The 14,405-nt window shown below is 58.7% G+C and carries 14 protein-coding genes; 10 read left to right on the top strand and 4 right to left on the bottom strand.

Translation table 11 applies throughout. The annotated features are described in order from the left end of the window. The first annotated feature begins 112 nt into the window (after positions 1-112). The 4 genes from poxB to MKleb_RS08960 all read left to right on the top strand — a co-directional run bounded on the left by poxB (position 113) and on the right by MKleb_RS08960 (position 5,541). Positions 113-1,831: a ubiquinone-dependent pyruvate dehydrogenase gene (poxB, locus tag MKleb_RS08975; protein WP_025108290.1), complete on the top strand. Its 1,719-nt coding sequence runs from the start codon at positions 113-115 to the stop codon at positions 1,829-1,831. A 154-nt stretch (positions 1,832-1,985) separates the two neighbouring features. Continuing rightward, positions 1,986-2,987 carry a low-specificity L-threonine aldolase gene (ltaE, locus tag MKleb_RS08970; RefSeq protein ID WP_025108289.1) on the top strand — a complete coding sequence of 334 codons (1,002 nt, stop codon included), beginning with the start codon at positions 1,986-1,988 and terminating at the stop codon, positions 2,985-2,987. A gap of 10 nt (positions 2,988-2,997) precedes the next feature. Continuing rightward, the gene (locus tag MKleb_RS08965) at positions 2,998-4,431 is read left to right on the top strand and encodes a DUF2867 domain-containing protein (protein ID WP_025108288.1); all 1,434 of its coding nucleotides are present in this window, start codon (positions 2,998-3,000) and stop codon (positions 4,429-4,431) included. 96 nt (positions 4,432-4,527) lie between these two features. Further along, the gene (locus MKleb_RS08960) at positions 4,528-5,541 is read left to right on the top strand and encodes an NAD-dependent epimerase/dehydratase family protein (protein WP_009653274.1); all 1,014 of its coding nucleotides are present in this window, start codon (positions 4,528-4,530) and stop codon (positions 5,539-5,541) included. On the opposite strand, the gene MKleb_RS08955 is transcribed toward MKleb_RS08960, so the two are convergent. Together MKleb_RS08955 and MKleb_RS08950 are read right to left on the bottom strand one after the other, a co-directional pair. Then, complete coding sequence (locus MKleb_RS08955; RefSeq protein WP_014837943.1) at positions 5,538-6,368, bottom strand: N-acetylmuramoyl-L-alanine amidase; 831 nt, start codon at positions 6,366-6,368, stop codon at positions 5,538-5,540. The genes MKleb_RS08960 and MKleb_RS08955 overlap by 4 nt on opposite strands. Beyond that, a complete protein-coding gene (locus MKleb_RS08950; protein WP_004100606.1) occupies positions 6,365-6,688 on the bottom strand; it encodes a heavy metal-binding domain-containing protein in 324 nt (107 codons plus the stop codon). The genes MKleb_RS08955 and MKleb_RS08950 overlap by 4 nt, the downstream gene beginning before the upstream one ends. 117 nt (positions 6,689-6,805) lie before the next feature. On the opposite strand from MKleb_RS08950, the gene MKleb_RS08945 reads away from it, so the two are divergent. The 6 genes from MKleb_RS08945 (at position 6,806) to artJ (ending at position 11,324) form a co-directional block, all read left to right on the top strand. Next, the gene (locus MKleb_RS08945) at positions 6,806-7,321 is read left to right on the top strand and encodes a lipoprotein (RefSeq protein ID WP_004849391.1); all 516 of its coding nucleotides are present in this window, start codon (positions 6,806-6,808) and stop codon (positions 7,319-7,321) included. A gap of 227 nt (positions 7,322-7,548) precedes the next feature. Next, positions 7,549-8,277, top strand: a complete 729-nt coding sequence (artP, locus tag MKleb_RS08940; protein ID WP_004111834.1) for an arginine ABC transporter ATP-binding protein ArtP — start codon at positions 7,549-7,551, stop codon at positions 8,275-8,277. 19 nt (positions 8,278-8,296) lie between these two features. Continuing rightward, entirely contained in the window at positions 8,297-9,028 is a 732-nt protein-coding gene (artI, locus tag MKleb_RS08935; RefSeq protein WP_004130868.1) for an arginine ABC transporter substrate-binding protein ArtI, read from the top strand. Positions 9,029-9,034: 6 nt separating this feature from the next. Continuing rightward, positions 9,035-9,751: an arginine ABC transporter permease ArtQ gene (gene artQ / locus MKleb_RS08930; RefSeq protein ID WP_217076580.1), complete on the top strand. Its 717-nt coding sequence runs from the start codon at positions 9,035-9,037 to the stop codon at positions 9,749-9,751. Further along, positions 9,751-10,419, top strand: coding sequence for an arginine ABC transporter permease ArtM (gene artM / locus MKleb_RS08925; protein WP_014228606.1), 669 nt, complete (start codon positions 9,751-9,753; stop codon positions 10,417-10,419). Before artQ ends, artM begins: the two co-directional genes overlap by 1 nt. Before the next feature lie 173 nt (positions 10,420-10,592). Beyond that, positions 10,593-11,324 (top strand): arginine ABC transporter substrate-binding protein ArtJ, encoded by a 732-nt coding sequence (artJ, locus tag MKleb_RS08920; RefSeq protein ID WP_014228605.1) that lies wholly within the window; start codon positions 10,593-10,595, stop codon positions 11,322-11,324. Positions 11,325-12,166: 842 nt separating this feature from the next. On the opposite strand, the gene MKleb_RS08915 is transcribed toward artJ, so the two are convergent. Further along, a complete protein-coding gene (locus tag MKleb_RS08915; protein WP_217076578.1) occupies positions 12,167-13,639 on the bottom strand; it encodes a sensor histidine kinase in 1,473 nt (490 codons plus the stop codon). After that, entirely contained in the window at positions 13,636-14,352 is a 717-nt protein-coding gene (locus MKleb_RS08910) for a response regulator transcription factor (RefSeq protein WP_004849381.1), read from the bottom strand. The genes MKleb_RS08915 and MKleb_RS08910 overlap by 4 nt, the downstream gene beginning before the upstream one ends. Between the last annotated feature and the right edge of the window lie 53 nt (positions 14,353-14,405).

The following is a 14,405-nucleotide window of genomic DNA, read 5'->3' as shown; positions in this document are numbered from 1 at the left end:
TATGCGGAGTTTTCGCTGAAAAAAACCAGCGGAAAATGAGAGGTGAAAGCGGGCGTAACTGGCAGTTTCATCTAAGCTTGTAAGCGTTATCACAAAAAGGAGATGGAGAACCATGAAACAGACCGTGGCGGCATACATTGCCAAAACTCTTGAACAGGCTGGCGTTAAACGTATTTGGGGCGTAACCGGGGATTCGCTCAACGGCTTAAGCGACAGCCTGAACCGTATGGGGACCATCGACTGGATGCCCACGCGCCATGAAGAAGTGGCCGCCTTCGCCGCCGGGGCGGAAGCGCAGCTTACCGGCGAACTGGCGGTCTGCGCAGGCTCCTGCGGGCCGGGCAACCTGCATCTGATTAACGGCCTTTTCGACTGCCACCGCAATCACGTTCCGGTTCTGGCCATCGCCGCCCATATTCCTTCCAGCGAAATCGGCAGCGGCTATTTTCAGGAAACGCATCCGCAGGAGCTGTTCCGGGAATGCAGTCACTACTGTGAACTGGTCTCAACCCCGGAACAGATCCCGCAGGTGCTGGCCATCGCCATGCGCAAAGCAGTGATTAACCGCGGCGTCTCGGTAGTGGTGCTTCCCGGCGACGTTGCGCTGAAAGCCGCGCCGGAAAGCGCCAGCAGCCACTGGTACCACGCGCCGCTGCCGCAGGTGACGCCGGCGGAAGAAGAGCTGAAAAAGCTGGCCCAGCTGCTGCGCTATTCAAGCAACATCGCCCTGATGTGCGGCAGCGGCTGCGCCGGGGCGCATAAAGAGCTGGTAGACTTCGCCGCGAAGCTCAAAGCGCCTATCGTTCACGCGCTGCGCGGCAAAGAGCACGTAGAATACGACAACCCTTATGATGTGGGGATGACCGGGCTGATTGGCTTCTCCTCCGGCTTCCACACCATGATGAACGCTGACACCCTGGTGCTGCTCGGCACCCAGTTCCCCTATCGCGCCTTCTACCCGACGGACGCGAAAATCATTCAGATTGATATCAATCCCGGCAGTATTGGCGCCCACAGTAAAGTGGATATGGCGCTGGTCGGCGATATTAAATCGACCCTCAGCGCGCTGATGCCGCATCTTGAGGAGAAAACCGACCGTAAGTTCCTCGATAAAGCGCTGGAACACTATCGCGACGCGCGCAAGGGGCTTGATGACCTGGCGAAGCCCAGCGACAAAACAATTCATCCGCAGTATCTGGCGCAGCGCATCAGCCACTATGCCGACGACGATGCCATCTTTACCTGCGACGTGGGTACGCCGACCGTCTGGGCCGCGCGCTATTTGCAGATGAACGGCAAGCGTCGCCTGCTCGGATCGTTCAACCATGGGTCAATGGCTAACGCCATGCCGCAGGCCATCGGTGCGAAGGCCACCGCCCCTGACCGTCAGGTTGTGGCAATGTGTGGCGACGGCGGCTTCAGCATGCTGATGGGGGATTTTCTCTCGCTGGCGCAGATGAAGCTGCCGGTGAAGATCGTTATCTTCAATAACAGCGTACTGGGCTTCGTGGCGATGGAGATGAAGGCCGGGGGCTATCTGACAGACGGCACTGAACTTCACGCCACCAACTTTGCCCGCATCGCCGAAGCGTGCGGCATCAAGGGCATACGTGTTGAAAGCGCGTCAGAGGTTGATGAAGCGCTGCAAACCGCTTTCGCTACCGATGGCCCGGTCCTGGTGGATGTGGTCGTCGCCAGTGAAGAGCTGGCGATGCCGCCGCAAATTAAACTGGAGCAGGCCAAAGGTTTCAGCCTTTATATGCTGCGCGCGATTATCAGCGGCCGCGGCGACGAAGTTATCGAACTGGCGAAAACTAACTGGCTAAGGTAAAAATATCCTTTTCAATTCATACGCAAAATTATTCGTGTTGCCTCAAGGCGGCAAGGCCGAAAATCCCCGGGCGCAGAGATAACTCTGTGACCGGGGTTTGAGGGTGCAGCCCACGCCGGGGCAGCGCGAAGGATGAAGTGTATAAGGATATGACATGATAGATTTACGCAGCGATACCGTTACCCGTCCGGGCCGCGCCATGCTGGAAGCCATGATGGCCGCCCCGGTCGGGGATGACGTGTATGGCGATGACCCGACCGTTAACGAACTCCAGCGCTTTGCCGCCGACCTGGCGGGCAAAGAGGCCGCTATCTTCCTGCCTAGCGGCACCCAGGCCAACCTGGTCGCCCTGCTCAGCCACTGCCAGCGCGGCGAAGAGTATATCGTCGGCCAGGGCGCGCATAACTATCTCTACGAAGCCGGCGGCGCGGCGGTGCTTGGCAGCATCCAGCCGCAGCCAATCGATGCCGCAGCGGACGGTTCCCTGCCGCTGGATAAAGTCGCGGCCAAAATCAAACCGGACGATATCCATTTCGCCCCTACCCGGCTGCTGTCGCTGGAAAACACCCATAACGGCAAAGTGCTGCCGCGTGAATATCTCAAAGAAGCCTGGGAGTTTACGCGCCAGCGCGGCCTGGGACTGCACGTTGACGGGGCGCGTATTTTTAACGCCGTCGTGGAATACGGCTGCGCGCTGCGCGAGATCGCCCGCTACTGCGACTCCTTCACCATCTGCCTGTCTAAAGGACTCGGCGCGCCGGTAGGCTCGCTGCTGGTGGGGAGCGAAGAGTACATTCACCGCGCTATCCGCTGGCGGAAAATGGTCGGCGGCGGGATGCGTCAGGCCGGTATTCTGGCGGCCGCGGGCCTGTATGCCCTGCAGAACAACGTCGCGCGCTTAAAAGAGGATCACGACAACGCCGCGTGGATGGCGGAGCAGCTGCGCGCCGCCGGCGCCGAGGTGACGCGTCATGATACCAATATGCTGTTTGTTCGCGTCGGTGAAGCGCGCGCCGCCGCGCTGGGCGAGTATCTGCGCGAACGCGGGGTGCTGATCAACGCCTCGCCCATCGTGCGCCTGGTGACGCATATTGACGTTAACCGCCAGCAGCTCACCGAGGTGGTTAGCCACTGGCAGGCATTTTTAAACCGTTAAGGAGTCCGGCGTGTCGCAGCGAATTCTGGTGCTTGGCGCCAGCGGTTATATCGGCCAGCATCTGGTGAAAAGGCTCAGCGAGCAGGGCTTCACCGTGCTGGCGGCGGCACGCCAGATCGACAGGCTTAAAAAACAGCAGCTCCCCGGCGTCGAGTGCTATTCGCTCGATTTAAACCAGCCGGACGCGCTACCCGCCCTGCTGGCGCAGGCTGATACCGTTTACTATCTGGTGCACGGGATGGGCGAAGGCGGCGACTTTATCCGCCACGAACGGCGGGTCGCCCTCAACGTTCGCGACGCGCTGCGCAAGTCGCCGGTGAACGAAGTCATCTTTCTCAGTTCCTTACAGGTGGAGAAGCAGGAGCAATCCGATCATCTGCGCGCCCGCCAGATCACCGGCGATCTGCTGCGCGAATCAGGCGTTCCGGTAGCGGAAGTTCGCGCCGGCATTATCGTCGGCGCCGGTTCCGCCGCCTTCGAAGTGATGCGCGATATGGTCTACAACCTGCCGGTGCTGACGCCGCCGCGCTGGGTGCGCTCGCGCACCACGCCGATTGCGCTGGAAAATTTACTCTACTATCTGCTGCAGCTGCTAAACCATCCGGCCCGCGAGCATCGGGTGTTTGAAGCCGCCGGACCGGAAATTTTGAGCTATCAGCAGCAGTTCATCCGCTTTATGGCGGTCAGCGGCAAACGCCGCCCGCTGATCCCCATCCCTTTCCCGACCCGCTGGATTTCGGTGTGGTTTCTCAACGTCATTACCTCAGTGCCGCCAACCACGGCCAAAGCGCTGATCCAGGGGCTAAAGCACGATCTGATTGCCGACGATCGGGCCCTGCGGGCCTTAATTCCTCAACCGCTTATCGCGTTTGATGAAGCGGTGCGCCTTACGCTTAAAGAAGAGGAGCAGCTGGTGAACTCCAGCGACTGGGGCTACGATGCGCAGGCCTTCGCCCGCTGGCGGCCCGAGTACGGCTACTATCCGAAACAGGCAGGCTGTACCGTTAACACTTCCGCCAGCCTTGCTGCGCTGTGGAAGGTAGTCAACCAAATTGGCGGCAAAGAGGGCTATTTCTTCGGCAACGCTCTGTGGAAAACACGCGGGGTGATGGATCTGCTGGTCGGTCACCGGCTGGCAAAAGGTCGCCCGGAAAATGAATATCTGCAGACCGGCGATGCGGTGGACAGCTGGAAGGTGATTATCGTCGAGCCGGAAAAGCAGTTGACGCTGTTATTCGGCATGAAAGCGCCCGGCCTTGGCCGCCTGAGCTTTACCCTGCGCGATAAAGGCGATCATCGCGAACTGGACGTGCGCGCCTGGTGGCACCCGCACGGTATGCCGGGGCTTTTCTACTGGCTGCTGATGATCCCGGCGCATCTGTTTATTTTTCGCGGTATGGCGCGACGCATCGCCCACCTGGCGGAGCAAATCACCATCAAATAGAGTATAGGTGCAGAATTCTTTCATGATTCTCATTGCATCGTAGTCAGAATCACGGAAAAATGCGCACGAAATTCTTTTGTTAAACAGTGGATCGATATGAAGGTACTGGTTACCGGTGCGACCAGCGGATTGGGCCGCAACGCGGTGGAATATCTGCGTAACAGGGGCATTAGCGTCAGAGCGACCGGGCGCAACGAAGCGATGGGCAAGCTTCTGAGCAAAATGGGCGCAGAGTTCGTCCCTGCGGACTTAACCGAGCTGGTCTCTTCGCAGGCCAAAGTGATGCTCGCCGGTATCGATACCCTGTGGCACTGTTCCAGCTTTACCTCGCCGTGGGGCACCCAGCAGGCCTTCGATTTAGCTAACGTGCGCGCGACCCGGCGTCTCGGCGAGTGGGCGGTTGCCTGGGGCGTGCGCAACTTCGTGCATATCTCTTCGCCGTCGCTCTATTTTGATTATCACCATCATCGCGATGTTGCGGAGGATTTCCGCCCGCAGCGTTTCGCCAACGAATTCGCCCGCAGCAAGGCGGCAAGCGAAGATGTGATCAATCTGCTGGCGCAGGCCAACCCAAATACCCGTTTTACAATCCTGCGTCCGCAAAGCCTGTTTGGCCCGCATGATAAAGTGTTTATCCCGCGCCTGGCGCAGATGATGCAGCACTACGGCAGCGTCCTGTTGCCGCGCGGCGGCAGCGCGCTGGTGGATATGACCTACTATGAAAACGCGGTACACGCGATGTGGCTCGCCAGCCAGCCGCAGAGTGACCTTCTGCCCTCGGCCCGCGCGTACAACATTACTAACGGCGAACCGCAAACCCTGCACAGCATTGTGCAGAAACTCATAGACGAGCTGGGGATTAAGTGCCGCATCCGTTCGGTTCCCTATCCCATGCTGGATATCATCGCCCGCAGCATGGAGCGCTTTGGCAATAAGTCAGCGAAAGAGCCCGCATTTACCCACTACGGCGTCTCTAAGCTGAACTTTGATTTTACTCTTGATATCTCCCGCGCCCAGCAGGAGCTAGGCTATCAGCCGGTCATCACGATGGATGAAGGGATTCTCCGCACCGCCGCGTGGTTGAAGGACCACGGCAAGCTGCACTATTAACCGCGCCCGTACTTTTCCAGCAGCGCTTCGGCTATCGCCAGGGTTTGCGCATCGGCAACCCCGTCCCAGCGCGCGGGACGGAAGTGCATCTGGAAAGCCATAATGACCCGCTTCTGCTGCGCTGGCGTCATTTCCGGCGTCACCTGATAGCCGTAGCGCGCCAGGACGTCCAGCAGCGCTGCGGCGTCTACCGGCTCGTATGACGGACGGCCCTGCAGATAAAATGCCACGCGCCGGGCATCAGGCCATGCGCCAATCCCCTGCTCGGCCAGCCTGCGCCACGGGAACAGCGGCCCCGGATCGTCTTTGCGCTGCGGCGCGATATCCGCATGGGCGACCACGTTCTGCGGCGCGATGTGGTAGCGGGCGATAATATCTTTCGCCAGCGGGATCAGGGCGTCAATCTGCGCCGGATTAAACGGCGTAAAGCTTTTCACCCCCGCCGTTTTTTGCCAGCCGCGGTTCTCCAGCTCGATGCCAATCGAAGTGTCGTTAATGCGCGTGCTGCCGCGCCAGAAGCTGACGCCCGCATGCCAGGCCAGTTCCTCTTCCGGCACCAGCTGCCAGATCCGCGGTTTGCCTCCGTGCAGCGGCGGTTTCTCCGGGATCAGGTAGTGAGAGCTCACCTGGTTATCCGTCAGCGTCGCCAGCGAAACGTCGAAATCATCGGCGGTGTAGTGAATCACCAGCACTTTGATGCGCGGATAAGCCGCCTGCGCCGGATGGCGCGTATCCAGCTGATAGCCATCGCGATCGATAATACCTTTTTCGCTGGCGCAGCCCGCCAGCAGCAGCGCCAGCAGTACGCCTGCCCGGCAAGCTCTCATCGGCGGGTCTTCACCGCGGTGCCGCTAACGCTGACCATCAGCATGCTGCTATCTTTACCTACGGTTTCGTAGTCAATATCAATCCCGACCACCGCATTGGCACCCAGCGCCTTCGCCTGCTCGCTCAGCTCTTCAAACGCAATTTCACGGGCCTTACGCAGCTCCTTTTCATAGGCGCCGGAACGACCGCCGACGATATCGCGGATGCTGGCGAAAAAATCGCGGAATACGTTGGCGCCGAGAATCGCTTCCCCCGTGACGACGCCGCAGTATTCAATGATGGGCTGACCTTCGAGGGTCGGAGTGGTGGAAAATTGCATGATGAAACTCCTTCTTTAGCGTTCAATGCGTTAGCTCTAAGGGTCAAGCACAATCCCTATCTGATACACTATGCTTGAAAAGATATTCTAACGTAGTGAGCTCATAAGGAAATCATCATGCGCTACAAAGTTCTTGCATTAGTCCTCCCCTGCGCGCTGGCGCTCAGCGCCTGTACTACCGTCACGCCTGCGTACAAAGATAACGGCACCCGCAGCGGCCCCTGCATCGAAGGCGGCCCGGATGACGTAGCGCAGAAGTTTTATGACTACCAGGTACAGCACCGCAACAGCGATTTAACCGCGCTGCGCCCATACCTGAGCGACGGTCTGGCAAAACTGCTGAACGACGCGCGTCAGGACCCGTCTAACAACGCCCTGCTGCAGTCGAATCTTTTCTCCAGTAGCACAACGCCAGCCGACAGCGCCGATGTCGCCAGCGCCTCCACCATCCCTAATCGCGACGCGCGCAATATTCCCCTGCGCGTGGAGCTGAAACAGGGCACCCAAAGCTGGAAAGACGAAGTGCTGATGATTCAGGAAGGCCAGTGCTGGGCCGTGGATGACGTGCGCTACCTCGGCAACAACGCCCATGCGCCGGCGGGCACCCTGCGTCAGAGTCTGGAAAAACGCTAATCCAGGCGTTGGGCCGCTCGGGCCGAATGAAATAACCCCGGTAAAATGTCGGCATTTCCGCTGGTAATGCCGACATTGACTTATCCCACCTTCACGAAGCCATATTTTGTGCTAACTTTAAATGTAAACATGGTTTACATTTAACTTTTAACGCATAAATATTGCATAACTATTCTGCCAAAGGTACTATTTGCGGCCTCAATTGCTATATGTATCAGACTGCCCAGATGAGCATAAAATTAAACGGCATTAATTGCTTCTACGGCGCACACCAGGCGCTGTTCGACATCACGCTGGATTGCCCGCAGGGGGAAACGCTGGTGCTGCTCGGCCCAAGCGGTGCCGGTAAAAGCTCGCTGCTGCGCGTCCTCAATCTGCTGGAGATGCCGCGTTCCGGTACGCTGCATATCGCCGGAAATCATTTCGACTTTACCAAAGCGCCTTCTGACAAAGCCATTCGCGAGCTGCGCCAGAACGTGGGTATGGTTTTCCAACAGTACAATCTGTGGCCGCATCTGACCGTGCAGCAAAATCTGATTGAAGCTCCCTGCCGCGTGCTCGGTTTGAGCAAAGATCAGGCTCTCGCCCGCGCTGAAAAGCTGCTCGAACGTCTGCGCCTGAAACCCTATAGCGATCGCTACCCGCTGCATCTTTCCGGCGGCCAGCAGCAGCGCGTCGCTATTGCCCGCGCCCTGATGATGGAACCGCAGGTTCTGCTGTTCGATGAACCCACGGCGGCGCTCGATCCAGAAATCACCGCCCAGATCGTCAGTATTATCCGCGAACTGGCTGAAACCGGTATTACGCAGGTTATCGTCACCCACGAAGTGGAAGTGGCGCGCAAAACAGCCAGCCGCGTGGTCTATATGGAAAATGGCCATATCGTTGAACAAGGTGATGCCGGCTGCTTCGCGCATCCGCAGACCGACGCGTTTAAAAACTATCTTTCACATTGATGTTTTCGGGGAAATGACGATGAAAAAAGTACTGATTGCCGCTCTTCTTGCGGGCATGAGCCTCTCCGCTACCGCAGCCCAGACCATTCGTTTCGCCACCGAGGCCTCCTACCCTCCGTTTGAATCGATCGATGCCAATAACAAAATTGTCGGCTTTGATGTCGATCTGGCGAACGCGCTGTGTAAAGAGATTGATGCCACCTGCACCTTTACCAACCAGGCTTTCGACAGCCTGATCCCCAGCCTGAAGTTCCGCCGTTTCGACGCGGTCATGGCCGGGATGGACATCACCCCTGAGCGTGAAAAACAGGTGCTGTTCACCACCCCGTACTATGAAAACTCCGCGCTGTTCGTCGGCCAGCAGGGTAAATTCACCAGCATTGACGCCCTGAAAGGCAAGAAAGTCGGCGTGCAGAACGGCACCACTCACCAGAAATTCATCACCGACAAACACCCGGAAATCACGACCGTTCCTTACGACAGCTACCAGAATGCGAAGCTGGACCTGCAGAACGGCCGTATTGATGCCGTATTCGGCGATACCGCCGTGGTGACCGAATGGCTGAAGAGCAATCCGAAGCTGGCCGCGGTGGGCGACAAGGTGACCGATAAAGACTACTTCGGCACCGGTCTCGGCATTGCGCTGCGCCAGGGCAATACCGAACTGCAGCAGAAATTTAACGCTGCGCTGGAAAAAGTGAAAAGCGATGGGACTTACCAGTCTATCTATAACAAATGGTTCCAGAAGTAACGCTGAATGAACGAATTTTTTCCATTAGCAAGCGCCGCCGGGATGACCGTCGGCCTTGCCGTTTGCGCCCTGATCATCGGCCTGGTTCTGGCGATGCTGTTTGCCGTCCTCGAGTCGGTAAAGCTGCGTCCGGTCGCCTGGCTCGCAACCGGCATTGTCACCCTTTTGCGCGGACTACCGGAAATTCTGGTGGTTCTGTTTATCTATTTTGGTTCCTCACAGCTTCTGCTGACCATTTCTGACGGTTTTACGATCAATCTCGGCATTGTGCAGATCCCGGTACAGATGCAGATTGAACACTTCGACGTCAGTCCGTTCCTCTGCGGGGCTATCGCGCTTTCTCTGCTGTATGCCGCTTACGCATCGCAGACCCTGCGCGGGGCGCTTAAAGCCGTTCCGCAGGGGCAATGGGAATCCGGTCAGGCGCTGGGATTATCGAAAGCCGCTATTTTCTTTCGCTTAGTGATGCCGCAAATGTGGCGCCACGCGCTGCCGGGACTCGGCAACCAGTGGCTGGTGCTGCTGAAGGATACCGCGCTGGTGAGCCTGATCAGCGTCAACGATCTGATGCTGCAAACTAAAAGCATCGCCACCCGAACCCAGGAGCCGTTTAACTGGTATATCATCGCGGCGGCAATCTATCTGGTCATCACCCTGTTGAGTCAGTACATTCTGAAACGTATTGACCAGCGTGCGACGCGCTTCGAACGGAGACCAGGCTGATGCTTGATTACTTACCCGAACTGCTAAAAGGGCTGCATACCAGCCTGACGCTGACCGCAGCCTCTATCGTCGTAGCGCTGATTCTGTCGCTGATCTTCACCATCATTCTGACGCTAAAAACGCCGGGGCTGGTGTGGATCGTGCGCGGCTATATCACGCTGTTTACCGGCACGCCGCTGCTGGTGCAGATCTTCCTGATTTACTACGGCCCGGGACAGTTCCCGTCGCTGCAGGAGTATCCGGTACTCTGGCATCTGATTTCCGAGCCCTGGCTCTGCGCGCTGATCGCCCTTTCTCTCAACAGCGCCGCTTATACCACGCAGCTGTTTTATGGCGCCATTCGCGCCATCCCGGATGGCCAGTGGCAATCCTGCGGCGCGCTGGGAATGAGTAAGAAAGATACGCTGGCGATCCTGCTGCCGTACGCCTTTAAACGCGCCCTCTCCTCCTACTCCAACGAAGTGGTGCTGGTGTTCAAGAGTACGTCTCTGGCCTACACCATTACCCTGATGGAAGTGATGGGTCACAGCCAGCTGCTCTATGGGCGTACCTATGATGTGATGGTGTTCGGCGCCGCTGGCATTGTCTATCTGGTGGTCAATGGCCTGCTGACGCTGCTGATGCGCCTGGTGGAACATAAAGCGCTGGCCTTTGAGCGACGCAATTAAAAACGCATAAAAAGCCAAATCAAGACGGATAAGCTCACTGAATTATCCGTCTTTTTTTATTCTAATTAAAATAAATACCCATGATTATTGAATATAAATTCATTTAGTGGCATTGTTACTCCCAGCCGCAGACACGGCACAACATCATAAGATTGACCGACGGGAGTTCCACAATGAAAAAGTTAGTTCTGGCCGCACTGCTTAGCACTTTCGCCTTTGGCGCCGCTGCCGCAGAAAAAATCAGCTTTGGCGTTTCTGCAACTTACCCACCGTTTGAATCGATGGACGCCAATAACCAGATCGCCGGTTTCGACATCGATCTGGCAAACGCGCTGTGTAAGCAGATGCAGGCTGAGTGTACGTTTACCAACCATGCCTTCGACAGCCTGATCCCGGCGCTCAAATTTAAGAAATATGATGCGGTCATCTCCGGCATGGACATTACCCCGGAGCGCAGCAAGCAGGTGGCGTTTACCGACCCGTACTACGCTAACTCCGCGCTGGTTATCTCGAAGAAAGATGCCTTCCACTCTTTTGCCGATCTGAAAGGTAAGCGTATCGGGATGGAAAACGGCACCACGCACCAGAAATACCTGCAGGATAAACATCCGGAAGTGAAAACCGTGGCTTACGATAGCTACCAGAATGCGTTTATCGACCTGAAAAATGGCCGTATTGATGGGGTGTTTGGCGATACCGCCGTGGTCAACGAGTGGCTGAAAACCAACCCGCAGCTGGGCGCGGCAACGCCGAAAGTCACCGACGCGCAGTACTTCGGTACCGGCCTCGGCATTGCGGTACGCCCGGATAACAAAGCGCTGCTGGAAAAACTGAACGCCGCGCTGAAGGCGATTAAAGCCGACGGCACCTACGAGAAAATCAGCAAGCAGTGGTTCCCGGAGTAAGCATTTCCCGGAGGCGGCGCTTGACGCGCCTGTCCGGGCTACCGGCCCGCAGACAGCCGTGGCCCCGTAGCCCGGGCAAGCGCAGCGCGGCCCGGGACGAAGCCGCACTAAAGCCTCAATCCCGGCGCATTCAACGGGTTGCGGCGTAAACGCCTTACCCGGGCTACCGGCCCGCAGACAGTCGTGGCCCCGTAGCCCGGGCAAGCGCAGCGCGGCCCGGGACGAAGCCGCACCAAAGCCTCAACCCCGGCGCACTCCCCGGGTTGCGGCGTAAACGCCTTACCCGGGCTACCGGCCCGCAGACAGTCGTGGCCCCGTAGCCCGGGCAAGCGCAGCGCGGCCCGGGACGAAGCCGCACTAAAGCCTCAACCCCGGCGCACTCCCCGGATTGCGGCGTAAACGCCTTACACGGGCTACCGGTCCGCAGACAGCCGTGGCCCCGTAGCCCGGGCAAGCGCAGCGCGGCCCGGGACGAAGCCGCACTAAAGCCTCAATCCCGGCGCATTCCCCGGGTTGCGGCGTAAACGCCTTACCCGGGCTACCGGTCCGCAGACAGCCGTGGCCCCGTAGCCCGGGCAAGCGCAGCGCGGCCCGGGACGAAGCCGCACTAAAGCCTCAATCCCGGCGCATTCCCCGGGTTGCGGCGTAAACGCCTTACCCGGGCTACCGGCCCGCAGACAGCCGTGGCCCCGTAGCCCGGGCAAGCGCAGCGCGGCCCGGGACGAAGCCGCACCAAAGTCTCAATCCCGACGCATTTCCCGGGCTGCGGCGTAAACGCCTTACCCGGGCTACCGGCCCGCAGACAGCGATAGACCGGTATCCCGATCGGCCAATCCGCCACCTTAAACCGGCAGGGTAAACTGGAAACAGGCCCCTGCGGGCGCTTCAAGCAGGCGAATATCGCCGCCGTGCAGCTGCAGCATCCGTCGCACAATCATCAAACCCAGTCCCCCTCGTGATGCGCTTTGCGCGCCAGGTTCAAGCACCGAAGGCCGTTCGAACAAGGTTGCCCGCAGCTCACCGGCAACGCCCGGTCCGCTATCGGCCACCTCGACGATAAACTCCGGACCTGAGCGACGCGCCGTCAGGCGGATAAGCCCACCTTCCGGCGTATGGCGAATGGCGTTATCGAGCAGATTAGTCAGCACCCGTTCAATCATCGAGAGATCCGCCGTTATCGGCGGTAGCCCGGTGGCCAGATCCAGCTGTAAACCGATATTGCGCGTCGCGATTGCCAGGTCGAATTTTTGCGCGACATCCTGCACCAGCTCAGCCAGCACGAAGGTTTCCGGCTGCGGCTTAATCCCGCCGTGCTCCAGGCGAGCCAGCTCAAACAGCTGCTGAGAAAGATGGCGGACCTTGTTCCCCTGGCGCAGGGCGATATTCAGATACTGCTTGTTCTCCTCCATCGTCAAGCGATCGGCCTTCAGGCTTAACGTTTCCAGATATCCCAGCAAAGAGGTGAGCGGCGTGCGTAAATCGTGGGAGATATTGGCGACAAATTCTCGCCGCTGGCGATCGCTGTCGGCCAGACGGTCCCACTGCCCGGCAATCTGGCGGGCCAGTTCAATAAAGCGATTATGCAGCACGGCCACTTCATTCCCCGGGTTCGCCTCCGGAGTTTGCGCCGCCAGCGCCTTGATCGCATGAATACTGTCCTGGCTGTCGGTTGCCACCAGCGCGGTGAGCTGACGCACCGGGCGCGTTACCCAGAACCAGGCAAGCCAGCCAGCCAGCCCGCCGAGACCGGCCACCAGCAGCAGAGTCCACAGCAGCAGGCTCCACAAGGTTTTCTGCCAGGCGCTTGCCGCCAGTTCATTAAAGGTTTCGCCCTGCAGGATAATGTAGAGATAGCCGCGCAGCTGGCCGTCCTGGCGCAGCGGCGCCACGCTAAACACCTTTTGCTTATCAAGGCTGCGCGGATCGTCGCCGTACACCGGCCAGGCGCCGCCGGAAAGAAACGTTTGCACCGGCGCCAGATCGATGCGCTGGCGCTTAATATGCCCCGGCGGCGCGGCGTCGGCCAGCAGCTCGCCGTCGGGCGAAAGCAGATACAGCTCTACGCTGGGATTGAAGGTCATCAGCCGATCAAAAAGCGGCTTCAGCATCCGGCGATCAACCTGCCCCTGAGCGTCCAGCAGCGGCTCGCGGGCGGCGATCTGCTGCGCCAGCCCGGCGGAGAGACGCTGGACCATGACATTGCCGTACTGCGCGCTGCTGTACAGCTGGATCAGACAAACGGCTACGGCACAGAGCAGCAGCAGTGAGGTAAACACCAGCGCCAGGCACTGGCTGAGGCTGAGACGGCGGATCATGGCTGCGCCTCTTTGCGCTCCACGGCAAATTTATAGCCTTTTCCCCAGACGGTCAGAATGATGTCCGGCTCCGCCGGGTCGCGCTCAATTTTGGTGCGCAGGCGGTTGATATGGGTATTGACCGTATGCTCATAGCCGTCGTGCTGATAGCCCCACACCCGATCAAGCAGCTCAAGGCGGGAAAAGACCTCCCCCGGATGGCGGGCAAAGTAGTAGAGCAGGTCGAACTCGCGCGGCGTCAGATCCACCGTCTCGCCGCGCAGCTTAACGTCGCGCGACAAGGGGTCAATGCTTAAACCATGGCTGGCGATACGGCCGGCATCCATCAGCAGATTCTGCCCCATCGCCTCCTGACGACGGAACACCGCTTTGACCCGGGCGGTCAGTTCGAGAATCGAAAACGGTTTGGCCAGATAATCATCCGCTCCCATCTCCAGCCCCTGTACCCGCTGGGTTTCGCTGGCGCGAGCGCTGATAATAATCACCGGCAGATAGCGGGTTTGCTGACGAATGCGCCGACAAATTTCCAGACCGTCTACGCCCGGCAGCATCAGGTCGAGGATCACCGCATCCCAAAGCTCTTTTTCCAGCAGGCGCAGGGCCTGGGCTCCGTCCGCCACGTGGACAATCTGATAGCCCTCATCCAGCAGATTCAGGCGCAGCAGCGCGGCGATATCTTCATCATCTTCAACCAACAGGATTTTTTTTGCCACCGGCAGCACTCCGCTATTCTTACGTTCTGATTAGCCAAGCTTACCCGATCTTC

The organism is Klebsiella sp. PL-2018, from assembly GCF_019048985.1.
GTDB classification, from domain to species: domain Bacteria; phylum Pseudomonadota; class Gammaproteobacteria; order Enterobacterales; family Enterobacteriaceae; genus Klebsiella; species Klebsiella michiganensis.
The sequence above is the reverse complement of the archived record's forward strand: the minus strand, read 5'-3'. Positions and strand labels throughout refer to the sequence as shown.

Excerpts from the sequence above, each read along its gene's own strand:
- poxB (WP_025108290.1), top strand. The coding sequence starts at position 113 with ATGAAACAGACCGTGGCGGCATACATTGCCAAAACTCTTGAACAGGCT.
- ltaE (WP_025108289.1), top strand. The coding sequence starts at position 1,986 with ATGATAGATTTACGCAGCGATACCGTTACCCGTCCGGGCCGCGCCATG.
- MKleb_RS08960 (WP_009653274.1), top strand. The coding sequence starts at position 4,528 with ATGAAGGTACTGGTTACCGGTGCGACCAGCGGATTGGGCCGCAACGCG.
- MKleb_RS08955 (WP_014837943.1), bottom strand. The coding sequence starts at position 6,368 with ATGAGAGCTTGCCGGGCAGGCGTACTGCTGGCGCTGCTGCTGGCGGGC.
- MKleb_RS08950 (WP_004100606.1), bottom strand. The coding sequence starts at position 6,688 with ATGCAATTTTCCACCACTCCGACCCTCGAAGGTCAGCCCATCATTGAA.
- MKleb_RS08945 (WP_004849391.1), top strand. The coding sequence starts at position 6,806 with ATGCGCTACAAAGTTCTTGCATTAGTCCTCCCCTGCGCGCTGGCGCTC.
- artP (WP_004111834.1), top strand. The coding sequence starts at position 7,549 with ATGAGCATAAAATTAAACGGCATTAATTGCTTCTACGGCGCACACCAG.
- artI (WP_004130868.1), top strand. The coding sequence starts at position 8,297 with ATGAAAAAAGTACTGATTGCCGCTCTTCTTGCGGGCATGAGCCTCTCC.
- artQ (WP_217076580.1), top strand. The coding sequence starts at position 9,035 with ATGAACGAATTTTTTCCATTAGCAAGCGCCGCCGGGATGACCGTCGGC.
- artM (WP_014228606.1), top strand. The coding sequence starts at position 9,751 with ATGCTTGATTACTTACCCGAACTGCTAAAAGGGCTGCATACCAGCCTG.
- artJ (WP_014228605.1), top strand. The coding sequence starts at position 10,593 with ATGAAAAAGTTAGTTCTGGCCGCACTGCTTAGCACTTTCGCCTTTGGC.
- MKleb_RS08915 (WP_217076578.1), bottom strand. The coding sequence starts at position 13,639 with ATGATCCGCCGTCTCAGCCTCAGCCAGTGCCTGGCGCTGGTGTTTACC.